Source organism: Streptomyces sp. NPDC026092, assembly GCF_040638605.1.
In the GTDB taxonomy this organism is placed as follows: domain Bacteria; phylum Actinomycetota; class Actinomycetes; order Streptomycetales; family Streptomycetaceae; genus Streptomyces.
In genome coordinates, this window is sequence record NZ_JBEZYN010000009.1 from 106,117 (window position 1) to 131,394 (window position 25,278).

Below are 25,278 nucleotides of genomic sequence, written 5' to 3' on the forward strand. Positions count from 1 at the left end.
CGGGATCAGCGGCCGATCGCGCGGCGCGGGAGCGGCGAGGAGTACACCACGCTCGTCGTCACCGAACCCAGCGTGCCAACCTTGCCGGAGATCTCCTCCAGGTGCTTCATGGAGCGCGCGGCGACCTTCAGGACGAAGCAGTCGTCGCCGGTCACGTGGTGCGCCTCCAGGACCTCCGGGGTGGCGGCGATCAGATCGTGGAACGGCTTGTAGTTGCCGTTCGGGTAGCGAAGGCGGACGAAGGCGAGGATCGGAAGGCCGAGCCGCTCCGGGTCGACGACGGCCGCGTAGCCCGTGATCACACCGGCCTCCTCCAGTCGGCGGACCCGCTCCGTCACGGCGGAGGCGGACATGGAGACGGCGCGGGCCAGTTCGGTGAAGCTGGCCCGGCCCTGGCTCTGCAGGGCGTCGAGGATGCGCCAGTCGGTGGCGTCCGGGGTGTATCCGGTCAAGGCGGTCATGACCGTGATGGTGCAGAAGAATCCCCGGGCGATCAAGCGATCCCCGGGGAGTTCTCACCGTCCGGAACGCGCGACGGGCGGGAGATCCTGGCTGGTCAGAGCCGTGAGATCTCCTCCACGAGGTCGTCGAGACCCAGCGGGCCCTGCGAGAGCGCCGCCATGTGCCAGGCCTTCGCGTCGAACGCCTCACCGTGCGTGGCCCGCGCGTTCTCGCGGCCGAGGAGCCAGGCCCGCTCGCCCAGCTTGTAGCCGATCGCCTGCCCCGGCATGGAGAGATAGCGGGTCATCTCGCTCTCGACGAAGGCCGGCGGCCGGCTGCTGTGCCGCTGGAAGAACTCCTGGGCCAGCTCGGGGGTCCACTGCTCGCCCGGGTGGAACGGCGAGTCCGCCGGGATCTCCAGACGCAGGTGCATGCCGATGTCGACGATCACCCGGCAGGCCCGCATCATCTGCGCGTCCAGGTAGCCGAGGCGCCGCTCGGCGTCGGGCAGGAAGCCCAGCTCGTCCATCAGCCGCTCCGCGTAGAGCGCCCAGCCCTCCGCGTTGGCGCTGACCCCGCCGATGGTCGCCTGGTAGCGGGAGAGCTGGTCGGCGACGTGCACCCACTGGGCGATCTGCAGGTGGTGGCCCGGCACACCCTCGTGGTACCAGGTCGACACCAGGTCGTACACCGGGAACCGGGTCTGGCCGTCGACCGGCAGCCAGGTGCGGCCCGGCCGGGAGAAGTCCTCCGACGGGCCCGTGTAGTACGGGGCGGCGGCGCCGCCCGGCGGGGCGATGTGCGACTCCACCTTCCGTACCCGCTCGGCGAGTTCGAAGTGCGTGCCGTCCAGCGCCTCGATCGCCTCGTCCATCAGGCCCTGCAGCCAGACCCGTACCTCCTCGACCCCCTCGATGTGGGTGCCGTGGACGTCGAGGTGGGCGAGCGCCTCCCACGGTCCTGAGCCGGGCAGGATGCGGTCGGCCTCGGTGCGCATCTCGCCGAGGAGACGGTGGTACTCGGACCAGCCGTACGCGTACGCCTGGTCGAGGTCCAGGTCGGTGCCGTTGAAATACCGCGACCAGCGCCGGTACCGCTCGCGGCCCACCGTGTCGGGCGCGCCCGCGACGGCGGGCGAGTACACGTCGCGCATCCAGTCCCGCAGCGCGACGACCGCGTCCGTCGCGCCCCGGGCCGCCGAGGCCAGCTCCGTCCGCAGCTCGGGGCGGAGGGACTCAGGGCCCGTGGCCGCGAACTCCTCGAACCAGCCGCGGGCCTCGTCGTCGTCCCCGCCCGCCCACTCCGTCAGCTGGCCGACGAAGGTGGTGGTCGCCCGGGGCCCGCCCAGGAGCTTGCGCTCCAGGCCGAGCGTGAGGGCCTCGCGGTAGCCGTCGAGCGCCGCGGGTACCCCACGCAGCCGCTGCGCGACGGCCTCCCAGTCCGCCTCGGTCTCGGTCGGCGCCACCGTGAACACCATCCGCACGCTGTGTGCGGGGGAGCGCATGTTGCTGACCGCGCAGAGACCCTCGTCGGCGTCGTGGACGGCGAGTTCGGCCGTCAGTCGCTCCCGCAGCAGCCGGGCGCAGCGCCGTTCGGCGTCGGTGTCCGCGCCCGGGAGCCGCTCGGCCTCCTCGAGCCGCGCGAGGGTGCGGCGGGCGAGGTCGGCCACCTCCTCCTGACCGGCCGGCGAGAAGTCGGGAAGGAGGCCTGCGCTCGCTTCGACTCCCAGGTAGGTACCGGTGATCGGGTCGAGTGCGATGAGTGCGTCGACGTAGCTGTCGGCGACCTGGCGGGGCAGCGGGCTGCTGGAAGTCTCTGGCATGGGGGTCATCCTCGTGCCTCCACGGTCCTCGCGTCATCCTCAATCGATCTCATGAGGCTGACAAATGAGCGCGCGGAGAGAGGGCCCGCGCGCCCCCGGAGCGAGCGCCCGCGCGGGGTCTACGCGGGTCACTTCGCGCATGCGCTCGATGGACGGGCCGAACAGTTCGCGCCGGTACGGGTACGGCATGACCGGCGGCCGAGCATCAAGCCCCAGGCCGAGTTTGGCCGGATCCCGACGGAGACGGTTCCCCGGCGGGCCCGGGGCGCCACGCCCACCTCGGGGGTGGGCTCGCGGTCGGCCTCCCGGGCGCCGTTGCCCGGGAGGCGGGGACGGGGCGGACTGGCCGGGCGGGGGTACGAAGGATCCGGCCAACTGCTGGCCGTGGTCCGGCCGTCGTCCGGTCGCCGTTCGGGCGTCGTGGACCCGTGGTCCGGCCCTCGACCGCCGCCTCCCAGCCGTCGTCCGGCCGCCTCAGCGCTCGCCCAGCTGCAGGCGGCGGAGCGCCGCGGGGGCCGGCTTCGTGGCGAGGCGGGCGGTGATGACCAGGGTGCCTTCCTCGATCTGGTAGTCGAGGGGGAGGTTCAGGGCGCGCATCGCGGCCACCATGCCGGTGTTGGACGACTGTGTCACGGCGTAGACGCTGGCGCAGCCCGCCTCTTCGGCCATCGCGACAAGCCGGCCGAGGAGTTCGGCGCCGATGCCCCGGCGCTGCCAGTCGTCCTCGACCATGAGGGCGACCTCCGTCTCGTCGCCGTCCCAGAGCAGATGGCCGAGGGCGACCAGTCGGCCGGAGGTCGTCTGCACGGCGAGGGTGCGGCCGAAGCGGGGGCTGAGGAGGTGGTCGAGGTAGCGGTCGGCGTCGCCGACCGGGCCGTGGTAGCGCAGGGCGAGCGTCCGGGCGGAGCAGCGGTCGTGCATGGCGCGCGCGGCCGCGAGGTCGCGCTGGTCGGCGCGGCGGACGGTGATCTCGTTGCCCTCGGGCAGGGTGAGGACGTCCTGGCTGCGCGGGATGCGCGGGCCGAGGCGGGCGTCGAGCTCGACGAGCGCCCGGGCGCGGGCGAACTCGGTCGGCGTGAACGGCAGATGGGGCCGCTCGATGGTGAGCACGCCGCCGTTCGGGTCGCGCAGCCGCATCACCGTCTCCTCCAGGACGCCCTCGACGGGAGCGGTCTCGCCGGTGGGGCGGCCGGTCAGCGAGACGGCGGGCAGGGAGTGGATCCGGCAGCGGCCGAGGAGCTGGCGCAGAGCGAGGGGGAGTTCGGCCGCGTCGAGCGCGGTCCGGGTGGCGAGGCCGAGCAGCCGGGTGGGGGTGTCCACCAGGTCGTGGGCGTCGGCGCGCTCGATCCAGGTGTTCCGGCCGCCGGCCGCGGCGATCTCCCGGGTCAGCTCGGCCGCCTGGAGGGCGGCGGGGGCACGCAGGAGGAACTCGTCGACGGTGCCCTCGGCGAGCGGGTGGGTCTGCAGGGTCAGGATGTCGACCCGCTGGTGGGCCAGCGCGGTGCACAGCGCGGCGAGGCTGCCCGGGGCGTCGCGGACCGTGGTCCGCATCCGCCAGAGGGCCGTCTCGACGGGGCTGTCGGACGCGCCGCCTTCCGGGGCGGTCTCGGTGGTCGGCGGCAGCGGGGCGGACCCGCTGCCGCCGGGATCACCGGCGGGCGGAGCATGGCTGTGGCGCCTGGCCCACCAGGTGTGGAAGGTCGCCGTGGCGATCAGCGCGATCGCGGAGAAGACCAGCATGTACGGGCCGTCGGCACCGCGGACCACGGTCTTGGCGATCGTGTCGGCCACCACCACGGCCGTGAAGAGGGCGGCGAGCTCGATCAGGTCCCGCCGCCAGTGGTGGGGGCGGCGGGCGGTCTTCGCGGATGTCACATCGGTCATGACCTCACTGTGACTCAGTGGTGTTGCGTGATCACGAACGCTTTGTGACTGACGGGTTAAGCGCCGATCTGGGAGTTTACTGGTCGTTTTCGACCGGTTGTGTCGAGTCCTGACCGGCTCCCCTGGCGTCTCCTTACGAGTCGGTCCGCAGGGCCCTCCGCAGCCGCCCGGCCTGGACGACGAGCTGCGAGGAACCGCGCCGGTCCGCCACGGCGCCGAGGCCCGGTATCTCCCCGGCCGCCCCGGACCGCTCCACGCCGTCCGCCGCGACGGCCAGCAGCTCACCGAGTCCGCGCACCGGCTTCTCGGCGGCGAGCAGCGCGGGCAGCACGGGCGCGAGGACCGCCCAGGTCGTGCCGTACGCGCCTGTGGCCGCCGCCGTCCGGGCCGCGTCCGCGAGCCGGTTGGGCTTGACCGTGCCGTCGCCGACCAGCCGGGTCAGCGAAGCGCCCAGCATGCTGGGGTCCAGATCGCCCCGTGCGGCGAGGACGAGCAGGGTGTCCACGGCGGTCAGCCGGTCCTCCGTGTGCCGGCAGCCGAGCCCCAGGGCCAGGGCGAGGTGGGTCGTCTCGCCCACCGGCCCGTCCGACTCGGCCAGGGCCGTCAGCCCCCAGGTGACCCCGCGCTCGTCCCAGTCGAGGCCGCCGGCGAGGACCGGCAGCAGCCAGGTCGCCAGGGCCTCCCGATCGTCCGGCACGACGGCGGACCAGTGACGCCGTTCCGCGAACCAGTGATGGCAACGGCTCCCGGCCTTGGCTTCGGCACCGCCCAGCCAGCGGAACGCGGGCGGGAACTCGTCCCGCACGGCCCGACGCTCACGGATCTTCAGGACGATCCGGTCGCGCAGTGGGCCGGTGCGGCCGCTCGACACCTGTCCCCCGGCGAGGAACCGCAGCCCCGGGGCGACGGAGGCGTCCGTCGTGAGCCAGTCCGCGAGCCGCTCCCCGGCCCGGGTGCCGAGCGCGGCGGCCTCGGCGGCAGCCGCCGCCGCCGCCGACGGGTCGCCCTTGCGGAGCCGCAGCAGGGCCTGCGCGAAGTCGACGGGCGCCGGCTCGACGCCCGCGTCCCGGTAGGCACGCAACCGCTCCACCAGCACGGACGGCTCGATGGCCCCGGTGTGCCAGGTGGGGGCCGCGAGCAGGAACGGCAGCCTGTCCGTACCGATGAGGGCCGCCGCCTCCCAGAGACGGGCGTCGACCACCGCGTCCAGGGCGCCGTGCACACAGGAGGAGGGGGCGTGGCCCCGCACCCGGGCGTCGTGGAGCCGGGACTGCCGCACCCGGCCCATGACCGCCGCCGTCACCACGTCCACGCCGTACGTCTCCCGAGCGAACGCGTCGCCCCTGTCGCCGTGATCGCCCGCCCACCACGCGTCGGCGAAGGCCTCCGCGACCGCCGCCGTCAGCTCCTCGCGGTGCAGGTGCGCATGACGGACGAGCCCGTCGAGCGCCCGCTCGAACTCCTCGGGCGTGGCTTCCGGGCGACCCTTGGAGACGCTGACCAGGTCCGCGACCAGCTCCGCGACCGTGCCGGCAGGACCCGCCACCCGCCTCGGCTCGGGAACGGGCGGCAGCGTCTCCTCGTACGGCAGGTCCTCGGCGAACTCCGCGGCGCCGAACAGTTCCTCGGCCGCCTGCCGGTGCGCCGGGCTCAACGCGGCCGCGGCGCCCGCCAGTTCCTCCCGAACCTGCTCGTCCACCGTCGGCAGGTACCGCCCCACGAGCTTCAGGGCCCGCTCCTGGATCCCGGTGTCCTCGTGACCGAACGCGTCGGCGACCACGGGCAGCAGCTCGGCCGCCGCGCCAGGGTCCCGCCGCAACGCCTTCGTCAGGAGCGTGAGTTGGGCCCGTACGAGCTTCTTCTCCGTACGGAACAGCACCTGGGCGGACATCTCCGCCAGCTCCGGCGTCGCCAGCTCGCCCTCGGCGGCGAGCCCCGCCAGAACGTCCTGGGCGTACCCGGCGACCGGCGAGGGCGCGTGGGAGGCCATCCCGATCCAGTCCGCCGTGCGGCCGCGCCGCTCCGCGGGCGTCGGATCGAGCAGCTGGAGCAGCGCCAGCGGGAACCGCAGGTCCCGGGGCCGGCCGCCGCGCAGCAGCCGCGCCACGCAGCCGTCCACGAGGGACGCCCGGGCGAGGACGCCCTCCGCCGCGAGCGTCGCGAGCGCCGTGGGCCAGTGGGTGGGTGCCTCGGGGCCCACGGACCAGGTGAGTCGGTCCGGGGTCTCGATCAGGTCCAGGACCCGGGGCACCAGAACCGGCGTCTGCGGGTCGGCTCGCAGCTCCTCCACGAGCCGTCGCCGGGTCATCGCGGCCGTCCAGCCGACGACGTAGCCCTCCGTCGTGGGCACGGCGCATCCCGAACGGACGACCAGCTCGTGCACGAGCACGTACTCGTCCTCGGCCACCGTCGGCCGCTCGGCGAGCCGCTGTGCCACATCGCCCAGCCAGGCCGGGTCGCGATCGGCCAGGACCTCCAGGACCTGCGCGGTCGTGGCCCGGCCCCAGTCGGTCAGGTCACGGCCGCCGATCCAGGCGGCAGCCGCCGCCGCGCCCGTGTGACAGCCGGCCCCGGCGACCCGCAGCGCCTTCTGGACCGACACCTGTTCGTTCCAGCGCTCCCAGCCCCAGCGGCGGACCTCGGTCCGCAGCGCCTTGAGCTCCGCGAGGGCCTCCTTCCGCTCGCCAGGACCAAGCTCCTTCAGCAGCGCGGGCACGGCCTCGAACCACCCGCGCCGGACAGCGGTCAGCAACTTCTCCACCACGGTCCCCACCACGTTCTCCTCGCTCATCGCGCACCCCCGGCGGCCACGACACCGTCGATGACACCCGCACCGGTCGCGACCCCGGCCACCGCACCGCGCCGGGTCATCCGCACCGCGAGCGCGTGCTTGCACGGGCCACGCCGGCCCCGGTAGTCCGCCCACCACTGGCAGGTGCAGCTCAGCACCCCGCCCGACTCCCGTACCTGGTAACGGCGTTCGCCCGACGCGACCGTCGCGAGCTCCCCGTCGAGAATCACCGCCCCCTCGGTGACCAGGGCGCGCGCCGCCACGAGCCGCGGATTGTGCCGCTCCGCCCGGTCCGCGTCGTACGGCAGCTCCCGGTGGAAGTAGGCCGCGTCGGCCACGTCGTACCCCACGCGCCCGGCGGTGCCGAGCCGGGTCAGCGCCGCCCGCACCCGGTCCACCGAAAGGCCCGACTCCTCGGCCAGCTCCGCCGGGTCGATCTTCGGCTCCCAGGCCAGCAGCACCGAGATCAGCTCGGCGTCCTGCGCGGCCTCCTCCGTGGCCAGGGCCTCCAGGACGCCGCCCTCGCCGGAGAACCCGCGCGCGGAGTCGGGCGAGAGGGTGAGCGTGAGGCGCATCCCGGGCAGGGTCACCTCCCAGGCGCTCGTCGTGGCGACGCCGTCCGGAACCGGCCCGTACACCCGCAGCGCCGTCGCGTGGCGCAGCACCCGCTCCAGGGCCACCAGCCGATCGGGCCCCGGCAGGCAGACGGCGCCCGGGACCGGCCGGGTGGTGGGCCGCAGGGTCCGTCCCGCCTGGACGACCCAGAGCGGCGCACGCCGCCCCGCCGCCTGCGAGCGCGGCAGCGAGCGCAGGAACCGCACCGCCTCCTGACCCGTCAGCTCGGCGCGCAGATCGAAGCCGGCCGAGGCCACCTGGGCCTCCGCGAAACCGCGCAGCCAGCGGTCCGGCAGCGGAACCTTCTTCTCCACGACCGCGTCCCCGAGCGTCGTCACGGCCAGCTCCTCCGGGCCGACCCGCAGATGCAGCGGATCGCTCCCGGTCATCCGCGACAGCGCCTCGCGCAGCGGGTTGTTGACGTCGACGTTCGTCGTGCCGTGCCCGGTCTCGGCGCCGTCCAGGCCCTCGCTCAGCACGTCGAGCCGGGCGTACACCCCGCCGCAGCCGGAGAAGGACTCGAACCGCAGCCGGTCGCCGTTCCCGGTCACGACCGGGTCGAGCGAGCCCGGCCGTATCCGCTGGTAGTAGCGGGCCGCCGCCACGTCCGCCACCGCGAGCAGTCCCCGCGCGGCGATCTGCGGGGACGTCAGGAACCCGCTGAAGAACCGGGGATGGGCCTCGGCCCCGGCGGGCGTGAGCCCACCGGAGGTCTCCAGGCCGAGGAGCCGCCCGTCCCCGGAGGAGCGCAGGGCGGACGGGCGTGAGTAGGCGAGCGCCTGTACGGATCGCGTCATGGGCAAGACGCTAGGACCCACCACTGACAATCGACTTCGGAGACCTCCGGGCCTGTGGAAAACCGCGCCGCTACTGCCCGACGCGCCCCGGCTGGAGCACCTTGCTGAACAGCACCGTTCCGCCCTCGGCGCGCAGCCGGACGGTCAACTCCCCGCTGCCGCCGTCGATGTCGACCTCGCCGAAGTACTGCGGCGACTCCATCGGCGACACGTTCGCCCGCTCGGGCGCCCGGACGAAGACCCGCTCGGGGCCGAACGTGGCGTCCAGCACGTTCGCGGGGAAGCCGCCGGCGGCCAGCGGGCCCGAGACGAACTCCCAGAACGGCGCGAAGTCCTTGAAGGCCGCGCGCTCCGGCGCGTAGTGCTGCGCCGAGGTGTAGTGCACGTCCGCGGTCAGCCACAGCGTGCCGGTGATCCGGCGGTGCTTGACGAACCGCAGCAGCTCCGCGATCTGCAGCTCGCGGCCGAGCGGCGCGCCCGGGTCGCCCTGGGCGATCGCCTCGATGTTCGTCGTGCCGTCCGGGACGACGAGTCCAAGCGGCATGTCCGCCGCGAGCACCTTCCACACCGCGCGCGAACGGCTCAGCTCCCGCTTGAGCCAGGCAAGCTGCTCCGCGCCGAGGATGCCGTCGGTGTCGTCCGCCTGCCGACCGGGGGAGTTGGCGTTGCGGTACGAGCGCATGTCGAGGACGAAGACGTCGAGCAGGGGGCCGTAGCGCACGACCCGGTGCATCCGGCCCTTCGTGGCGAGGCCGTCACCGCGCGCGTGGAGGGTGGACACGGGGAAGTACTCGGCGAACGCGCGGGAGGCGCGGGCCGCGAGGACGTCCACGTTCTTCTCCGTGTAGCGGGCGTCCTCCAGGATCTGGCCGGGGTACCAGTTGTTCCGTACCTCGTGGTCGTCCCACTGCACGATCGAGGGGACCTGCGCGTTGAACGCCCGCACGTTGTGGTCGAGCAGGTTGTACCGGAACTGGCCCCGGTACTCGTCCAGGGTCTCCGCGACCTTCGCCTTCTCGGGGGTCATCAGGTTCCGCCAGACCCTGCCGTCGGGCAGCGTGACGCTCGGCTGGAGCGGGCCGTCCGCGTAGACGGTGTCGCCGCTGCAGAGGAAGAAGTCCGGGTTCAGCCGACGCATCTCCTCGAAGGCGCGGAAGCCGCCGACGTCGGGGTTGATGCCCCAGCCCTGCCCGGCGATGTCGCCCGACCAGAGGAACCGCACGCCGTCCCGCCGCCGCGCCGGAGCGGTACGGAAGGTGCCGACGACCGGTTCGCCGGTACGGCGCGGGTCGTCGGGGTCCGCGAGCGTGACCCGGTAGTGGATCTGCTCGCCCGCGGGCAGCCCGCGCAGCGCCGTCGTCCCGGTGAAGTCGCTGCCCGGGCCGAGCAGCGGCCCGTGGTGGCGGTGCGCGCGGCGGAACGATTCGCTCGCCGAGGTCTCCACGATCATCCGGGCCGGCCGGTCCGAACGGACCCACACCAGGCCCGAGGAGGCCGTGACGTCGCCCGTCTGCACGCCCCAGGCGGCCCGGGGCCGCCCCGACAGAGCGAGCGCGGGTGTGGCGGAGCCGACGACGCCACCGCCGACGGCGAGCGCCGCGGAGGCGGCCAGGGAACCGCGCAGCACGCTGCGGCGGGCGGGGGTCGGGCCGGGGACGGAGTGGGACATCGAAGGGCCTCCAAGTGCGGTGCCGGATGCGGTCGTTGTGCCGTCCCATCCCTAACGGCCGGGGGCGGCGCGCACACGAACCCGGGGTGAACACCCCGGAGCCGCCCCCCGTTCAGCCCACCCCGCCCCTCCCGCGGGCATCCGCCAGGAGCCGCACCCCACGGGCGATGGCGGAGGGGCTCAGATGGGCGTAGCCGAGGACCAGCCGGACGGCGCCGTCGGCCGGCCGGGACGTGCCGAACTCCTCCAGCGGGCGCACCGCCACTCCGGCGGACGCGGCCCGCTCCACGAAGTACTCCGTGGGGCCGTAACGGGCGTCCACGCGCGCGATGATGTGCAGCCCGGCCGCGATCCCGCTCACCGTCGTCCCCGGGAGGGCCTCCGTCAGCGCGGCCACCAGCGCGTCCCGCCGCTCCCGGTACGCACGCCGGCACCGGCGCAGGTGCCGGTCGTAGGCGCCGCGCGTCACGAACTCGGTCAGCAGCGCCTGGTCCAGGGCCGGGTTCCCGAGGTCCATCGTCCGCTTCCGCTCCACGACCTCCGCGTGCAGCTCGCGCGGTACGAGCATCCAGCCGAGCCGCAGCCCCGGGGCCAGCGACTTGCTCACCGAGCCGGTGTAGACGACCCGCTCCGGATCGAGGCCCTGGAGGGCGCCCACCGGAGCCCGGTCGTAGCGGAAGTCGCCGTCGTAGTCGTCCTCCAGGACGTACCCGTCCACCGCCCGCGCCCAGTCCAGGAGTGCGGCCCGCCGCCCCGCCGAGTACGCGATGCCGGTCGGGAAATGGTGCGAGGGCGTCGTGACCACCACCCGTACCCCCGACGCCGCGAGCGGACCGGGCAGCAGCCCCTCCTCGTCCACCGGCAGCCACCGCGTGTCGAGGCCGGTCGAGGCGAACAGCCGTCCGTGCTCGGGGCTGCCGGGGTCCTCGATGCCGACGGTCCGCATCCCCCGCGCCCGCGCCACGAAACCGAGCAGCGTCGACGCCTGCGCGACCCCCGAACAGACCACCAGACGCTCCGGATCGGCCACCACCCCGCGCCGCCGCGCGAGCATCCCGGCGAGCGCGCTCCGCAGCTCCGGAAGCCCGCGCGGATCGGGATAGCCGAGCGCCCGATGCGGCAGCGCGGACAGCACCGACCGCTGGGCCGCCGCCCAGGCCGCACGCGGGAAGAGCGCGAGATCGGGCGTCCCGGGCCGAAAGTCCACCTGAACACCGGGCGCACCTGCCACACCCGGCCCACCTGCCACACCCGACGCACCCGGCGCTCCCAATCCACCCGGCGCCAGATCTCGTACGCCCCGCCCGGTAGCGGCCCGCGCCGTCTCCCCGACCCAGGTGCCCGAACCGCGGTCGCTGCGCAGATACCCCTCGGCGGTCAACTGCTCGTACGCCTCCGTCACGAGCCCCCGCGAGACGCCCAGATCGGCTGCGAGCTCCCGGCTCGACGGCAACCGCGTCCCGGCCGTCAACCGCCCCGCCCGCACCGCCTCCCGCAACGCCTCCTGCAAGGCCCGCCCCCGCCCCCTGGCCGGCGCGTCGGCCGCGGACACCAACAACTCCCAGGCCGCCGAAGGCTCCGGCCGCCCGCCCGCGGGGTGAGAAGTGGTCCCCGAACTCGTCATGAAAGTGGACCTTAAACCGGTCCGGCGGGCTTCCTAGCGTCGGGACCATGAACGCGAACTCCCTGCGAGGGGCTCTCCTCGTGACCGTCGCCTACGCGCTCGTGGGCGCCTCCTTCACCGCCAACAGTCTGCTCGGCGACTATCCGTACGCGGGCGGCCAGGCCCTGCGCTACGGCGCCGCCTGTCTTCTCCTGCTGCCCCTGCTCGGGGCGGGCGCGCTCGCCCCGCTGCGCGCACTGGGTGCCCGGGGGTGGGTGCGCCTCGCCGTGCTCGCCGCCGTGGGCATGGTCGGGTTCAACCTTGCCGTGCTCGCCGCGGAGCGGACCGCCGAACCCGCAGTCCCCGGTGTCCTCGTGGGCTGCGCCCCTGTGGTCGTGGCCGTCCTCGTACCGCTCCTAGAAGGGCGCAGGCCCTCGCGGCCCGTGCTCTACGGAGCCCTGCTCGTCGCCGCCGGGGCCTTCACCGTCCAGGGGTGGGGGCGTACCGACCTGGCGGGCCTCTCCTACTCCGTAGGAGCACTGGCCGGCGAAGTCGGGTTCACCGTCCTCGCCGTACCCGTGCTCCGGCCGCTCGGGCCGAAGCTGCTGACCGCCGCCGTCTGCGGGATCGCAGCCGTCGAGTCGGCGGTGCTCGGCCTTGTCGTGGACGGCGGGGCGTTCCTGCGGACGCCGACGGCCGTGGAGACGGGCGCCCTGGTGTGGCAGGCCGTCCTCGCCACGGTCGTCGGGTTCGTGCTCTTCTACATGGGCGTCCAGCGGATCGGCATGGAGCGGGCCACCCTCTTCACCGGCGCCATCCCGGTCGCCGCCGCCCTGACCGCCGTGCTGGTAGCGACCGGCGGCTTCGGCCTCCCGCAGGCCGCCGGCAGTCTTCTCGTGGGTGCCGGAGCGGCCCTCGGGACCGGACTCTTCAAGAGGCGTGAGCGGTCAGCGACCGCTGCCGTCGAGGATCACCCGCGCGACGAGAGCCGGGTCGTCGTTCATGGGGACGTGCCCGCAGCCGGGCAGCCGTACGAGCCGGGCGCCCGGGACGGTGCGCTTGGCCCGGACGCCCTGACGGCGAAGGAGCAGCCGGTCCTGCGTACCCCACGCGACGGTCACGGGCACGGCGGTGATGTCGTCGCCGAACACCACGCTCCGGCCGGCCTCCAGGGTCTCGCGGAAGCCGGTGGCCTCCCGCAGAGCGAGCGTCTCGGCGACCACCGCCTCGGGTGAACGGCGCCCGGGGCGCGCGTAGATGGTGCTCGTCAGCGCCGTCCGCCCGGCGGCGCTCCGGGACAGCCGCTCGATCATCGGCACCGGCATCGACAGGGCGATCGACCGCATCGCGCGCAAGGTCCCGAAGGCGTACCGCCGTTCGCCCTCCGACCAGAAGCCGGCCGGGGAGAGCGCGGTGACCGAGCGCACCAGCTTCTCCCGGGCCAGCTCCAGGGCGAGGAGCCCGCCCAGCGAGTTGCCCGCCACGTGCGGCCGTTCGATGCCGAGGGCCGCGCAGAAGGCGCCGAGCACCGGCACGACCGTCGACAGGTCGTAGGCGCAGCCCTCCGGCAGCGCGGGGGAGGTCCCGAACCCCGGCAGGTCGACGGCGACGACGTCGCGTTCGGTGGCCAGGATGTCCAGGACCGGCTCCCAGGCCTGCCAATGGTGGCCGATGCCGTGCAGCAGCAGGAGCGGCTCGCCCGCGCCCCTGCGCTCGTACGTCACGGAGGACGTGCGCGGACCCCCTGGGGTCTCGAACGAGAACGAGATCTGTGCGGACATACGCGCGCTCCTTGACTTAGACACCCTGTCAGCAAGAATTACCGCTCGGTAGATACGAGTTCAAGGGCCTGGACGGAACTGGACAGCGGGCCGATCCATCGGCTGGGATGGGGGAGTGGTGACCGACACGCTGACCGACGTCTTCCAAGAACACCGCCCCATGCTCCATGGCGTGGCCTACCGCATGCTCGGCCGCGCCGCCGACGCCGAGGACGTGGTCCAGGACGCGTGGCTCCGCTGGACCGCGACCGACCGCGAGGACGTCCGCGAGCCCCGTGCCTACCTCGTACGGATCACGACCCGACTCGCCCTCGACCGGCTGCGCCAGGCCCAGACGCGCCGCGAGTCCTACGTCGGCCCCTGGCTGCCCGAGCCCGTCCTCACCGACTACGGACCGGCCGTCCCCGACACCGCCGAGCAGGCCATGCTCGCCGACTCCGTCTCGCTCGCCGTCCTCGTCGTCCTCGAATCGCTCTCCCCGCTGGAGCGCGCGGTCTTCGTACTCCGCGAGGCCTTCGGCTTCCCCTTCGCGGAGATCGCCACCACGCTCGACCGCTCCGAGGCCGCCGTCCGCCAGCTCGCCGGCCGCGCCCGCCGTCACGTCGACGAGGGCAGGCCGCGCTACGACGTCGACCCGGCCGAGCGCCGCGACCTCACCGAGCGCTTCCTCGCCGCCTCGGCCGGCGGCGACCTGGCCGAGCTCCTCGCCCTGCTCGCCCCGGACGTCAGGCTCGTCGGCGACAGCGGCGGCAAGTCCAAGGCGCCGCTGCGGGTCATCGACAGCGCCGACAAGGTCGGCCGCTTCCTGCTCGCCGTCGCCGAGGGCGCCGAGTCGCTCTTCGAGTTCCGCTTCGCGGAGGTGAACGGCGCGCCGGCACTGCTCGCCCTCGTCGACGGGAAGCCGGACTCGGTCTTCCAGATCGAGGTGCGTGACGGACGCATCCAGTGCGTCTACATCGTGCGCAACCCCGACAAGCTGCACGCGGTCGCACCTTCCTGACCCGGTTCCGCTTGCCTCGCTCCACCCGCCGCCCCGCCTCCGCCCGGAGGCGGGGCGCTTTGCTGCGCAGGGCACACAACGGTGCGAACGTCCTGTGAACGATCTACGTCAGAGGCCCGCATTCGGGGGCATCCGGGTCAGGATTGGTCTTGACCAAGTGGGTGTGCCGCCCTATGGTCGCAGAGTTAGTGCAGGAACCTTTAATAAACAAGGGCGCGGAAAACCGCCGCGGGACACGGCGAATTGCGGAGGATCAGGGTGGGGACCACGCAGCTGGAATCGGTGCCGGAGCCGAAGTACTGGCACCTCAAGACCGTGATCGGCGAGGCGCTCGACTCCGACTTCGCGGTCGGGGAGATCCTGCCCAACGAGCGGGAGCTCGCCGCGCGCTTCGGCGTCGCCCGGGCCACGCTCCGTCAGGCCCTGGAGCAGCTGGAGCTGGAGGGCCGCCTGCAGCGCCGCCGCGGCGTCGGTACGACCGTCGCCCCGCCGCGCGTGGGTGTGGACGTCTCCACGACCCAGCACGTCTGGCCCGGCGTCGCCGAGGAGACCTGGCAGTCCATGGACGCCACCCTCGACACGGTTCCGGCCGCGGTCGCGCGGACCCTGGAGCTCGCCCCCGACGAGCAGGTGCACGTCGTGCGCCGGCTGCGCGTCACGCACGGCCAGCCCGTCGCCGCCGAGCTGCTGTACGTGCCGTCCGACTCGGTCCCCGAGCTGACCGCGATCGACACCCCGAACGGCCCGGCCCGCGCGCGCAGTGTCCTGCGCGAACTCCAGCGCCTCGCCCTCGACGGCCAGGACCGCTCGGTGGAGCTCGGCTCGGCCCGCGCGGACGATGCCAAGGAACTGGACCGCCTCCCCGGCGCCCCGGTCCTCGTCGTCACGACCCGCTACCTCTCCGAGGGCCGCACGGCCGCGGTCTCCGTCGCCACGTACCGCGCCGACACCTGCCGTCTGACCTTCGGCGACTCGGGCGACCTGGTCATGGCGTCCTGACGACCGAGGTTCCACCGGAAGGCCCCAAGCACGAGCCCGGAGTGAGCTGCCACGGCAGCACACTCCGGGCTCGTCGCGTCGGAGCGCCGGGGGAGTCCCCCGCCGGGGGCGAGTCCCCCATCCTCAGCGCCGAGCCGTGACCGTGCCCTCCACCGCGAAGAGCTGCTCCTCCACGTGGTCGAGGGCCAGGCGCAGCGCGCCCGTGCCCACCGCGGCCTCGCCCAGCATCGACAGGACCACGCGCGGCGGGCGCAGGCAGAAGCGGGCCAGTTCGTCGCGGAGCGGCTGGAGGACGCCGTCCAGGCCCGCCGCCCAGCCGCCGATCACCACCAGCTCCGGGTCGAGCGCGAGCACCAGCGCCGCCACGTCGTGGACCAGGCGCTGCGTGAAGCGCTCCACGGCGGCCTCGGCGCGCGCGTCGCCCCCGCGCGCCAGCGCGAAGACCGCCGCCACCGCCTGCTCGTCCAGCGGGTGGAGCGGCTCGTCCGTGGTCGAGAGCAGGTGCTCCGGGGTGACCCCGCGCCCCAGGAGGTGCAGCGCGCCGATCTCGCCGGCCGCCCCGCCGTAGCCGCGGTGAAGGCGCCCCCCGATCAGGGACCCGGCGCCCGGGCTCAGCCCGGCGAGGACGAAGACGATGTCGTCGGAGTCGGTCGCCGCGCCCTTCCAGTGCTCGGCGACCGCCGCCGCGTTGGCGTCGTTCTCCACGAGCACCGGGCACTTGAACGACCGGCGCAGCCGCTCCCCGAGGGCCAGGCCCGTCCAGCCGGGCAGCGCCGTGCCGAGCCGTACGGTGCCGTCCGCCTCGACGATCCCGGGCGTGCCGACGCCGACCGCGCGCAGGTTCGACCGGGCGACCCCGGCCCTGCGCAGCACGTCCGCGACGACCGTGCGGACCCGTTCGAGGCGCTCGTCCTCGGGGGCCGTCTCGGAGACCTCGCGGGAACCCGCGCCGATGATCCGGCCGTCCAGGCCCGAGAGCAGGGCGGCGACCCGGTGCGGGCCGATCTCGATGCCGAGCAGATGCCCCGCCTCCGCGCGGAAGCGGAACCTCCGGGCGGGCCGGCCCTGTCGCCTCGCCTCGCCCTCCTCCGGCGCGACCTCGACGACGAGGCCCCCGACGATGAGCCCCTCGACGACGCCCTCGACGGTCGGCCGGGAGAGACCGGTGACCCGGGTCAGGTCCGTGAGCGTGAGCGCGTCGGCGCCCCGCAGAGCATGGAGTACCACCGCGGAATTGATCCGCCGCAGCAGCGACGGATCCCCGCCGGTCAGCCGCCCCACCGTGTGTCCTCCCAGCTCGTGCACATGTGTGCCGGATGTTACTCAATGGACAGGAGTGCGGCGAGGCCCGCCCGGACACCAGTCGGCAACGGGTCCGGGCACGGGTCGGCTAGAGGTCCGCGCGCCGGTCGGGCACCCCCGCCGCCTCCCGCAGCCGCGCGAACTCCTCCGCCATCGTCTCCAGGGTCCAATGCGCGTTCAGGCCACTGGGGTTGGGCAGCGCCCAGATCCGCGTCGCGCCGATCGTGCGCTCCTGCGGACCGACGGCCGCGCGCCGCTCACCGAACGCCGTCCGGTACGCCGTGATCCCGACCACCGCCAGCCAGCGCGGCCGCAGCCGCTCCACCCGGCCGGTCAGCAGCCGGCCGCCCTCCCGGAACTCCTCGTCGCTCAGCTCGTCGGCCCGCGCCGTCGCCCGCGCGACCACGTTCGTGATGCCGAGACCGTACGAGAGGAGTTCGTCCTGCTCCGCCGGCTTCAGCAGCCGGGGCGTGAAGCCGGACCGTGCGAGCACCGGCCAGAAGCGGTTGCCCGGGCGCGCGAAGTGGTGGCCCGTAGCCGCCGACATCAGACCGGGGTTGATCCCGCAGAAGAGGACCGAAAGGCCGCCCGCGGCCACGTCGGGAATGACGCGGTCGCGGGCGGCCTGGAGCTCCTGCGGGGTGAACCCGGTCAGAGGATCGACCCGGGGGTGTACGCGGCGGCCTCCGGGTGCTGCTTGACGATCTCCTCGACACGGGAGACCACGGCGGCGACCTGGTCGGCGGCGGCACCGGTGAACGACAGCTTGTCCGCCATCAGCGCGTCGAGCTGCGCGCGGTCCAGCGGGATCCGCTCGTCGGCGGCCAGCTTGTCGAGCAGCTCGTTGCGCTCGGCGCCCTGCTCGCGCATGGCGAGGGCGGAGGCGACGGCGTTCTCCTTGATGGCCTCGTGCGCGATCTCCCGGCCCACACCGGCGCGGACGGCGCCCATCAGGACCTTGGTGGTGGCGAGGAACGGCAGGTACCGGTCCAGCTCGCGGGCGACGACCGCCGGGAACGCGCCGAACTCGTCGAGCACGGTCAGGAAGGTCTCCAGGAGGCCGTCCAGGGCGAAGAACGCGTCCGGCAGCGCGACCCGGCGGACCACCGAGCACGACACGTCGCCCTCGTTCCACTGGTCGCCCGCCAGCTCGCCGGTCATCGACGCGTACCCGCGCAGGATGACCATGAGGCCGTTGACGCGCTCGCAGGAGCGGGTGTTCATCTTGTGCGGCATCGCCGACGAGCCGACCTGGCCCGGCTTGAAGCCCTCGGTCACCAGCTCGTGACCGGCCATCAGGCGGATGGTCTTGGCGACCGAGGACGGCGCGGCGGCCAGCTGGACGAGCGCGGTGACCACGTCGTAGTCGAGCGAGCGCGGGTAGACCTGGCCGACCGAGGTGAAGGCGTGCGCGAAGCCGAGGTGACCGGCGATCCGGTTCTCCAGCTCGGCCAGCTTGCCGGCGTCGCCGCCGAGCAGGTCGAGCATGTCCTGGGCGGTGCCGACCGGGCCCTTGATCCCGCGCAGCGGGTAGCGGGCGAGCAGCTCCTCGACGCGGCCGTAGGCGACGAGCAGCTCGTCGGCGGCGGTCGCGAAGCGCTTGCCGAGGGTGGTGGCCTGGGCGGCGACGTTGTGCGAGCGGCCGGCCATGACCAGCTCGGCGTACTCGCCGGACAGCTTGCCGAGGCGGGCGAGGACGGCGACCGCACGGTCCCGCATCAGTTCGAGCGAGAGCCGGATCTGCAGCTGCTCGACGTTCTCGGTGAGGTCGCGCGAGGTCATGCCCTTGTGGACGTGCTCGTGCCCGGCGAGGGCGTTGAACTCCTCGATCCGCGCCTTCACGTCGTGCCGGGTGACCTTCTCGCGCTCGGCGATGGAGCCGAGGTCGACCTGGTCGAGCACGCGCTCGTAATCGGCGAGGGCGGCGTCCGGAACCTCGATCCCGAGGTCCTTCTGGGCACGCAGCACGGCGAGCCACAGCCGGCGCTCCAGCTTCACCTTCTGCTCGGGGGACCAGAGGACGGCGAGCTCCGCGGAGGCGTAGCGGCCGGCCAGGACGTTGGGGATACGGGGCTTCGCAGTCACAGCAGTCACGTGACCGAATTCTACTGGCGATTTCTGCAGGCCAGCGCCAGGGCCGGGTTCGTCTCTTACTACGAGACCGCTACGAGACGTCCGTCACGCCCCGTCCGCGATCGGCCGGTCGGACCCCCGGCGGCTCGTACGGGAGCAGGTCCGGGCGCTTGGCGGGTCGGCCGTCCCCCGAGGAGCGGCCGGTCAGACGGCGGCCGATCCACGGGCCGAGGTGCTCCTTGGCGAACCGGGCGTCGCCGACGCGGCGGGCGAGCCAGGCCGGGGGCGCCGTCGGCGGCAGCGGCGTCCGCCAGTCCTGCTCCGGGTCCAGGCCCAGCGTCTGCCACACGGCCTCGGCCACCCGCCGGTGGCCCTCGCCGGTCAGGTGGAGCCGGTCGACGTCCCACATGCGCGGGTCGCCGAGCGCGGGCGCGCCGTACAGGTCGACGACCACGGCGCCGTGGCGGGCGGCGAGCGCCTCGACGTGGTCGAAGAGCTCCTCCATGCGCGGCCGGAAGCGTTCCATGACGGGGCCGTTGCGGCCCGGGCTGCGCATCAGGACCAGCTGCCCGCAGGCGGGCGCCAGGGTCTCGACGGCCTCGGTGAGCAGGTCCCGTACCCGCCCCATGTCGCACTTGGGCCGCAGCGTGTCGTTCAGGCCGCCGACGAGGGTCACCACGTCCGCCTTCATCGCGGCGGCCAGGGGCACCTGCTCCTCGACGATCTGGCCGATGAGCTTGCCGCGCACGGCGAGGTTCGCGTACCGGAAGTCGGGGGTGCGGGCGGCGAGGCGGGCCGCGAGGAGGTCCGCCCATCCCCGGTACGTACCGTCGGGCAGCCGGTCCGACATGCCCTCGGTGAAGCTGTCGCCGACGGCGACAAGACTGGTGTAGGTGGCATTCATCTCCATGGCGGAAGCGATCATACCGTGCGGTATGCGCGCGCTCCGCCGCAGCCCGGGAGGGCTCCTGACGACAAGGGGCCCCGGGGCGCACACCGCACCCCGGGGCCCTCGCCCGTCCGACAATCGGTCCGACACGCCGTCCGGCAGCCCGTCCGACCGTCTTCGCGAAACGTTACGTCGCCGGCCTGCCGACCAGCTCCCGCAGCACGTCCTCCATCGTGACGAGACCGGCCAGCTTGCCGTCCTCGTCCAGGACCGCCGCCAGATGCGTACGGCTGCGGCGCATCGCCGTCAGGACGTCGTCCATGGGCGTGGCCGCCCGGACGCGGGCGATCGGCCGCATCGCCGAGACCGGGAAGGGCAGGTCCCTCGGCGTCACGTCCAGGGCGTCCTTCACATGCAGGTAGCCCAGGATCCCGCGGCCCGTGTCGACCACGGGGAAGCGGGAGAAGCCCGACTCGGCGGAGAGCGCCTCCAGCTGCTCGGGCGTCGTCCCGACCGCCGCGTACACGACCTTGTCGACGGCCATGACGACGTCCCGCACGGGGCGGCGCCCCAGCTCGAGGGCGTCGTGCAGCCGCTCCGCCGCCCGGTCGTCGAGCAGACCGGCGACGCCCGCGTCGGTCACCATCCGGGCCAGCTCGGCGTCCGAGTAGGTGGCCGAGACCTCGTCCTTCACCTCCACCTTCATGAGCTTCAGCAGCGTGTTGGCGAAGGCGTTGATCGTGAAGATCACCGGGCGCAGCGCCCGGGCGATCGCGACCAGCGGCGGGCCGAGGGCGAGCGCCGAGCGGGTCGGCTCGGCGAGTGCGATGTTCTTCGGGACCATCTCGCCCAGCAGCATGTGCAGATAGGTCGCGAGCGCCAGCGCGATGACGAACGAGATCGGGTGCACCAGGCCGTGCGGCACGCCGACCGCGTCGAAGACCGGCTCGAGCAGGTGCGCGATGGCGGGCTCGGCGACGATGCCGAGCACCAGGGTGCACAGCGTGATGCCGAGCTGTGCCGCGGCGAGCAGTGCCGAGACGTGCTCCAGGCCCCAGATGACGCTGCGCGCCCGCCGGTTCCCTGCCTCGGCCTCGGGCTCGATCTGGCTGCGGCGCACGGAGATCATGGCGAACTCGGCGCCGACGAAGAAGGCGTTCACGACCAGCGTCAGCGCGCCGATCAGCAACTGGACGGCGATCATCGGCCGGCCTCCGGGGTCGTACCGGTCTCTTCGACGTGCGGCGGCATGTGCATCAGCACCCGCGCCGCCCGGCGCCCGGAGGCGTCCACGACGTCGAGCTGCCAGTCGGCGAGCTCCACGCGGTCGCCGACCGACGGGATCCGTCCCAGTTCATTGGCGATGAGACCGGCCAGCGTCTCATAGGGGCCGTCCGGGATCCGCAGCCCGATCGCCTCCAGCTGGTCGGTGCGGGCGGCGCCGTCGGCGGACCAGAGCTCGCGCCCGTCCGCGTCCACGCCCGCCCGGGCGAGGTCGGGGGTCTCGTGCGGATCGTGCTCGTCGCGCACCTCGCCGACGACCTCCTCGACGATGTCCTCCAGCGTCGCGACGCCGGCGGTACCGCCGTACTCGTCGATGACGACGGCCATCGTCTGCTTGCCGGACAGCCGGTCGAGGAGCCGGTCCACGGTCAGCGTCTCCGGGACGAGCAGCGGCTCGCGGAGCATGTCGCCGATGCGCCGCAGGCGGCGCTGGTCGGCCGGTATCGCCAGGACGTCCTTGATGTGGGCGATGCCGACGACGGTGTCGAGGTTGCCGTGGTAGACGGGGAAGCGGGACAGGCCGGTCGCCCGGGTCGCGTTGGCGACGTCCTCGGCCGTGGCCTGCACCTCAAGCGCGGTGACCTGCACGCGCGGGGTCATCACGTTCTCCGCGGTCAGTTCGGCCAGGTTGAGGGTCCGTACGAACAGCTCGGCGGTGTCCGCCTCCAAGGCGCCCTCCTTGGCGGAGTGGCGGGCCAGGGCGACGAGCTCCTGCGGGGAGCGGGCGGACGCCAGCTCCTCGGTCGGCTCCATGCCGAGCCGGCGCAGGATCCGGTTGGCCGTGTTGTTCAGGTGGCTGATCAGTGGCTTGAACGCGGCGGTGAAGATCCGCTGCGGGGTCGCCACCCGCTTGGCGATCACCAGCGGCGAGGAGATGGCCCAGTTCTTGGGCACCAGCTCGCCGACGACCATCAGGACGACGGTCGACAGGGCGGTGCCGACGACCAGGGCCACCGAGGAGGCCACCGAGGCGGACAGGCCGAGGGCCTCGAACGGGCCGCGCAGGAGCGCGGCGATCGAGGGCTCGGCGAGCATGCCGACGATCAGGTTGGTCACCGTGATGCCGAGCTGGGCGCCGGAGAGCTGGAAGGTGAGCGACTTGACGGCCTTGAGGGCGCTGGCCGCGCCGCGCTCGCCGCGCTCCGCGGCCCGTTCGAGATCGGACCGCTCGACTGTGGTGAGCGAGAACTCGGCCGCGACGAAGGCACCGCAGGCGAGCGAGAGCAGGAGCGCCACCACGAGCAGAAGCACTTCGATCATCGGTTCACCTCCGTTCCATGATCAGTCAGGGACGGAGAGATCGCTCGCTTGGTACTGGGAGGCTCGCCCATGGACGGACGCTCACACCTTTCGATCGTGCTGGGATGGGATCACCCATCGTAAAGGAGACGCAAAGGAGGGTGTACGCCGGATCAGGGGCGAGGGGCGTCGGCCAGCGGCTTCACCCAGCGGGTCCACTGCTCCTCGGGGCCGTACGCGGCGGCCCGCCAGGCGTGCTGCCCGAGCGTGTTGCGGTCGAGCACCATGGCGTCCGCGCGCCGCCCGCCCAGGCGTACGAAACGTTCCTCCGCCGCCGCGAGCAGCGCGCCGCCGACGCCCCTGCGACGGTGGTCCGGGTGCACGGCGAGGCGGTAGAGGTGGCAGCGCCACCCGTCGAAGCCGGCGATCACCGTGCCGACGAGTTCGCCGTCGCGCTCGGCCAGGATCAGGGCTTCGGGGTCACGGGCGACGAGGCGCTCGATCCCGTCGCGGTCGTCGCTGATGCTCGTGCCCTCGGCCGCGGTCTTCCAGAAGGCGAGGACGGCGTCGAGGTCGGCCGGCACGGCGGCCCGGATGTGCGGTGCGGTCATGACCGGAATCCCACCACCGCTTCCGCGGCCCGTCGACCGCGTTTCGGTATGCGGAACGACCAGGGATGCGGAACGACGGCGGACGCGGAACGACGGACGTCCAGGCCCGCCCCCGAGGGCGGGCCTGGACGTCACGACAGGAACGGCGTGCGGCTGGATCAGACGAGGTCGAAGCGGTCCAGCTCCATGACCTTGACCCACGCGGCGACGAAGTCCTTCACGAACTTCGCCTTCGCGTCGTCGCTCGCGTAGACCTCGGCGAGCGCGCGCAGCTCGGAGTTCGAGCCGAAGACCAGGTCGGCACGGGTGCCGGTCCACTTGACGGCGCCCGTGGCGGCGTCGCGGCCCTCGAACTCGTCCTGCGCCGAGGACGTCGACTTCCACGTGGTGCCGAGGTCGAGCAGGTTCACGAAGAAGTCGTTGGACAGCGTGCCCGGCTTGTTCGTGAGAACGCCGTGCTTGGAACCGCCGTGGTTGGCGCCCAGGACGCGCAGACCACCGACGAGGACCGTCAGCTCGGGCGCGCTGAGGGTCAGCAGGTTCGCCTTGTCGAGCAGCAGGTACTCGGCCGGCAGGCGGTTGCCCTTGCCGACGTAGTTGCGGAAGCCGTCGGCGGCCGGCTCGAGCGCGGAGAACGACTCGACGTCCGTCTGCTCCTGCGCGGCGTCGACACGGCCCGGCGTGAAGGGCACCTCGACGGCGAAGCCGCCGTCCTTGGCCGCCTGCTCGACGGCCGCGGAGCCCGCGAGCACGACGAGGTCGGCCAGCGAGACCTTCTTGGCGCCGGCGGCGTTGAAGGACTCCTGGATGCCCTCGAGCGTACGGAGGACCTGGGCCAGCTCGTCCGGGTTGTTGACCTCCCAGTTGCGCTGCGGCTCCAGACGGATGCGGCCGCCGTTGGCGCCACCGCGCTTGTCGCTGCCCCGGAAGGAGGAGGCGGCGGCCCAGGCGGCGGAGACCAGCTGCGTGACCGTGAGGTCCGAGCCGAGGATGCGCTCCTTGAGGGAGGCGATGTCGGCGGCGTCGATCTGCTCGCCCTGGCGCGCCGGCAGCGGGTCCTGCCAGAGCAGCTCCTCCGCGGGGACCTCCGGGCCGAGGTAGCGCACGACCGGGCCCATGTCACGGTGCGTGAGCTTGTACCAGGCGCGGGCGAAGGCGTCGGCGAACTGCTCGGGGTTCTCGTAGAAGCGCCGCGAGATCTGCTCGTAGACCGGGTCGAAACGGAGCGACAGGTCGGTGGTGAGCATCGTCGGCAGGTGCTTCTTCGACGCGTCGTACGCGTCGGGGATGATCGCCTCGGCGTTCTTCGCCACCCACTGGTGCGCACCGGCCGGGCTCTGGGTGAGCTCGTACTCGTACTCGAAGAGGTGCTTGAAGAAGTCGTGGCCCCACTGCGCGGGCGTGGTGGTCCAGGTGACCTCGAGACCACTGGTGATCGCGTCGGCGCCCTTGCCGGTGCCGTACGAGTTCGCCCAGCCGAAGCCCTGCGCCTCGATCGGCGCGGCCTCGGGGTCGTCGCCGACGTTGTCGGCCGGGCCGGCGCCGTGGGTCTTGCCGAAGGTGTGGCCACCGGCGATGAGGGCGACGGTCTCCTCGTCGTTCATCGCCATGCGGCGGAAGGTCTCGCGGATGTCGCGGGCCGCGGCGATCGGGTCCGGGTTGCCGTTGGGGCCTTCCGGGTTCACGTAGATGAGACCCATCTGGACCGCGCCGAGCGGGTTCTCCAGCTCGCGGTCACCGGTGTAGCGCTCGTCGCCGAGCCAGGTGGTCTCGGGGCCCCAGTAGACGTCCTCGTCCGGCTCCCACACGTCGGCGCGGCCACCGGCGAAGCCGAAGGTCTTGAAGCCCATCGTCTCCAGGGCCACGTTGCCGGTGAGGATCATGAGGTCGGCCCAGGAGATGGACTGGCCGTACTTCTGCTTGACCGGCCACAGCAGGCGGCGGGCCTTGTCCAGGTTGCCGTTGTCCGGCCAGCTGTTCAGCGGCGCGAAGCGCTGCTGGCCCGCCCCGGCGCCACCGCGACCGTCGCTGATGCGGTACGTACCGGCGCTGTGCCAGGCCATCCGGATCATGAGCGGGCCGTAGTTGCCGAAGTCGGCCGGCCACCAGTCCTGGGAGGTGGTGAGCACCTCGGCGATGTCCCGCTTCACGGCCGGAAGGTCGAGCGCGTTGAACGCCTCGGCGTAGTCGAACTCCTCGCCCAGCGGGTTCGCCACGGCGGGGTTCTTGGCAAGGATCTTCAGATTGAGCCGCTCCGGCCACCACTGGCGGTTTCCGCCGCCCTGGGTCGGGTGCGCGGCGCGCGCGGTGTGCGCGACCGGGCAGCCACCCGCGCCCTCGGCTTGCGCGTCGGTGACGATGGCGTCGTGGTTCTCGGACATGGGAATCCTTCCGGACGGGGCGGATCACGGTGCTCAGCCGGGGCGGGTGGCCCGGGAGGGTGGTTGTGCCACCCGACCGGAGCCATGTTGTCCCTTG

Annotated in this window: 18 protein-coding genes and 1 pseudogene; 3 read left to right on the top strand and 16 right to left on the bottom strand. The window is 73.3% G+C overall.

Translation table 11 applies throughout. The features are described 5' to 3' along the window. Positions 1 to 5: 5 nt before the first annotated feature. The 7 genes from AB0F56_RS17030 to AB0F56_RS17060 form a co-directional block, all read right to left on the bottom strand. A complete protein-coding gene (locus AB0F56_RS17030) occupies positions 6 to 452 on the bottom strand; it encodes an Lrp/AsnC family transcriptional regulator (RefSeq protein WP_362010303.1) in 447 nt (148 codons plus the stop codon). A gap of 104 nt (positions 453 to 556) precedes the next feature. Next, entirely contained in the window at positions 557 to 2,263 is a 1,707-nt protein-coding gene (locus tag AB0F56_RS17035; protein ID WP_362009765.1) for a DUF885 domain-containing protein, read from the bottom strand. 474 nt (positions 2,264 to 2,737) lie between these two features. Continuing rightward, positions 2,738 to 4,147 carry a GNAT family N-acetyltransferase gene (locus AB0F56_RS17040; RefSeq protein ID WP_362009767.1) on the bottom strand — a complete coding sequence of 470 codons (1,410 nt, stop codon included), beginning with the start codon at positions 4,145 to 4,147 and terminating at the stop codon, positions 2,738 to 2,740. A gap of 133 nt (positions 4,148 to 4,280) precedes the next feature. Continuing rightward, positions 4,281 to 6,938 carry a DUF6493 family protein gene (locus AB0F56_RS17045; protein WP_362009770.1) on the bottom strand — a complete coding sequence of 886 codons (2,658 nt, stop codon included), beginning with the start codon at positions 6,936 to 6,938 and terminating at the stop codon, positions 4,281 to 4,283. Then, on the bottom strand, positions 6,935 to 8,350 hold the full coding sequence (locus tag AB0F56_RS17050) for an SWIM zinc finger family protein (RefSeq protein WP_362009773.1): 1,416 nt from the start codon (positions 8,348 to 8,350) through the stop codon (positions 6,935 to 6,937). Before AB0F56_RS17050 ends, AB0F56_RS17045 begins: the two co-directional genes overlap by 4 nt. 70 nt (positions 8,351 to 8,420) lie before the next feature. Further along, entirely contained in the window at positions 8,421 to 10,019 is a 1,599-nt protein-coding gene (locus tag AB0F56_RS17055) for an alkaline phosphatase D family protein (RefSeq protein WP_362009776.1), read from the bottom strand. A gap of 112 nt (positions 10,020 to 10,131) precedes the next feature. Beyond that, a complete protein-coding gene (locus AB0F56_RS17060) occupies positions 10,132 to 11,643 on the bottom strand; it encodes a PLP-dependent aminotransferase family protein (protein WP_362009779.1) in 1,512 nt (503 codons plus the stop codon). 47 nt (positions 11,644 to 11,690) lie between these two features. On the opposite strand from AB0F56_RS17060, the pseudogene AB0F56_RS17065 reads away from it, so the two are divergent. Beyond that, positions 11,691 to 12,527, top strand: a pseudogene (locus tag AB0F56_RS17065) (EamA family transporter); the annotation flags it as partial. A 42-nt stretch (positions 12,528 to 12,569) separates the two neighbouring features. Here AB0F56_RS17065 and AB0F56_RS17070 read toward each other — a convergent pair. After that, positions 12,570 to 13,403: an alpha/beta fold hydrolase gene (locus AB0F56_RS17070; protein ID WP_362009782.1), complete on the bottom strand. Its 834-nt coding sequence runs from the start codon at positions 13,401 to 13,403 to the stop codon at positions 12,570 to 12,572. Between the two features lie 115 nt (positions 13,404 to 13,518). Here AB0F56_RS17070 and AB0F56_RS17075 point away from each other — a divergent pair, with 115 nt between their 5' ends. Together AB0F56_RS17075 and AB0F56_RS17080 are read left to right on the top strand one after the other, a co-directional pair. After that, the gene (locus tag AB0F56_RS17075; protein WP_362009785.1) at positions 13,519 to 14,403 is read left to right on the top strand and encodes an RNA polymerase sigma-70 factor; all 885 of its coding nucleotides are present in this window, start codon (positions 13,519 to 13,521) and stop codon (positions 14,401 to 14,403) included. A 258-nt stretch (positions 14,404 to 14,661) separates the two neighbouring features. Then, positions 14,662 to 15,402 carry a GntR family transcriptional regulator gene (locus AB0F56_RS17080; protein ID WP_362009788.1) on the top strand — a complete coding sequence of 247 codons (741 nt, stop codon included), beginning with the start codon at positions 14,662 to 14,664 and terminating at the stop codon, positions 15,400 to 15,402. A 123-nt stretch (positions 15,403 to 15,525) separates the two neighbouring features. On the opposite strand, the gene AB0F56_RS17085 is transcribed toward AB0F56_RS17080, so the two are convergent. The 8 genes from AB0F56_RS17085 to katG all read right to left on the bottom strand — a co-directional run bounded on the left by AB0F56_RS17085 (position 15,526) and on the right by katG (position 25,181). Continuing rightward, a complete protein-coding gene (locus AB0F56_RS17085; protein ID WP_362009791.1) occupies positions 15,526 to 16,683 on the bottom strand; it encodes an ROK family transcriptional regulator in 1,158 nt (385 codons plus the stop codon). A gap of 109 nt (positions 16,684 to 16,792) precedes the next feature. Then, positions 16,793 to 17,359, bottom strand: coding sequence for a G/U mismatch-specific DNA glycosylase (gene mug / locus AB0F56_RS17090; RefSeq protein WP_362010306.1), 567 nt, complete (start codon positions 17,357 to 17,359; stop codon positions 16,793 to 16,795). Further along, positions 17,356 to 18,798 (bottom strand): adenylosuccinate lyase, encoded by a 1,443-nt coding sequence (purB, locus tag AB0F56_RS17095; protein ID WP_362009793.1) that lies wholly within the window; start codon positions 18,796 to 18,798, stop codon positions 17,356 to 17,358. The genes mug and purB overlap by 4 nt, the downstream gene beginning before the upstream one ends. 70 nt (positions 18,799 to 18,868) lie before the next feature. Continuing rightward, entirely contained in the window at positions 18,869 to 19,687 is an 819-nt protein-coding gene (locus AB0F56_RS17100; protein ID WP_362009796.1) for an SGNH/GDSL hydrolase family protein, read from the bottom strand. Between the two features lie 166 nt (positions 19,688 to 19,853). Further along, a complete protein-coding gene (locus AB0F56_RS17105) occupies positions 19,854 to 20,870 on the bottom strand; it encodes a hemolysin family protein (protein WP_362009798.1) in 1,017 nt (338 codons plus the stop codon). Beyond that, a complete protein-coding gene (locus AB0F56_RS17110; RefSeq protein WP_362009801.1) occupies positions 20,867 to 22,210 on the bottom strand; it encodes a hemolysin family protein in 1,344 nt (447 codons plus the stop codon). The genes AB0F56_RS17105 and AB0F56_RS17110 overlap by 4 nt, the downstream gene beginning before the upstream one ends. 152 nt (positions 22,211 to 22,362) lie before the next feature. Next, positions 22,363 to 22,800 (bottom strand): GNAT family N-acetyltransferase, encoded by a 438-nt coding sequence (locus tag AB0F56_RS17115; RefSeq protein ID WP_362009803.1) that lies wholly within the window; start codon positions 22,798 to 22,800, stop codon positions 22,363 to 22,365. A 158-nt stretch (positions 22,801 to 22,958) separates the two neighbouring features. Further along, a complete protein-coding gene (gene katG / locus AB0F56_RS17120; RefSeq protein WP_362009806.1) occupies positions 22,959 to 25,181 on the bottom strand; it encodes a catalase/peroxidase HPI in 2,223 nt (740 codons plus the stop codon). Positions 25,182 to 25,278 lie beyond the last annotated feature (97 nt).

Bases quoted from the DNA above. Each gene is read 5' to 3' on its own strand.
- AB0F56_RS17055 (WP_362009776.1), bottom strand. From the start codon at position 10,019: ATGTCCCACTCCGTCCCCGGCCCGACCCCCGCCCGCCGCAGCGTGCTG.
- katG (WP_362009806.1), bottom strand. From the start codon at position 25,181: ATGTCCGAGAACCACGACGCCATCGTCACCGACGCGCAAGCCGAGGGC.
- AB0F56_RS17100 (WP_362009796.1), bottom strand. From the start codon at position 19,687: ATGGAGATGAATGCCACCTACACCAGTCTTGTCGCCGTCGGCGACAGC.
- AB0F56_RS17060 (WP_362009779.1), bottom strand. From the start codon at position 11,643: ATGACGAGTTCGGGGACCACTTCTCACCCCGCGGGCGGGCGGCCGGAG.
- AB0F56_RS17105 (WP_362009798.1), bottom strand. From the start codon at position 20,870: ATGATCGCCGTCCAGTTGCTGATCGGCGCGCTGACGCTGGTCGTGAAC.
- AB0F56_RS17070 (WP_362009782.1), bottom strand. From the start codon at position 13,403: ATGTCCGCACAGATCTCGTTCTCGTTCGAGACCCCAGGGGGTCCGCGC.
- AB0F56_RS17050 (WP_362009773.1), bottom strand. From the start codon at position 8,350: ATGACGCGATCCGTACAGGCGCTCGCCTACTCACGCCCGTCCGCCCTG.
- AB0F56_RS17115 (WP_362009803.1), bottom strand. From the start codon at position 22,800: ATGACCGCACCGCACATCCGGGCCGCCGTGCCGGCCGACCTCGACGCC.
- AB0F56_RS17035 (WP_362009765.1), bottom strand. From the start codon at position 2,263: ATGCCAGAGACTTCCAGCAGCCCGCTGCCCCGCCAGGTCGCCGACAGC.
- AB0F56_RS17040 (WP_362009767.1), bottom strand. From the start codon at position 4,147: ATGACCGATGTGACATCCGCGAAGACCGCCCGCCGCCCCCACCACTGG.
- AB0F56_RS17045 (WP_362009770.1), bottom strand. From the start codon at position 6,938: ATGAGCGAGGAGAACGTGGTGGGGACCGTGGTGGAGAAGTTGCTGACC.
- AB0F56_RS17110 (WP_362009801.1), bottom strand. From the start codon at position 22,210: ATGATCGAAGTGCTTCTGCTCGTGGTGGCGCTCCTGCTCTCGCTCGCC.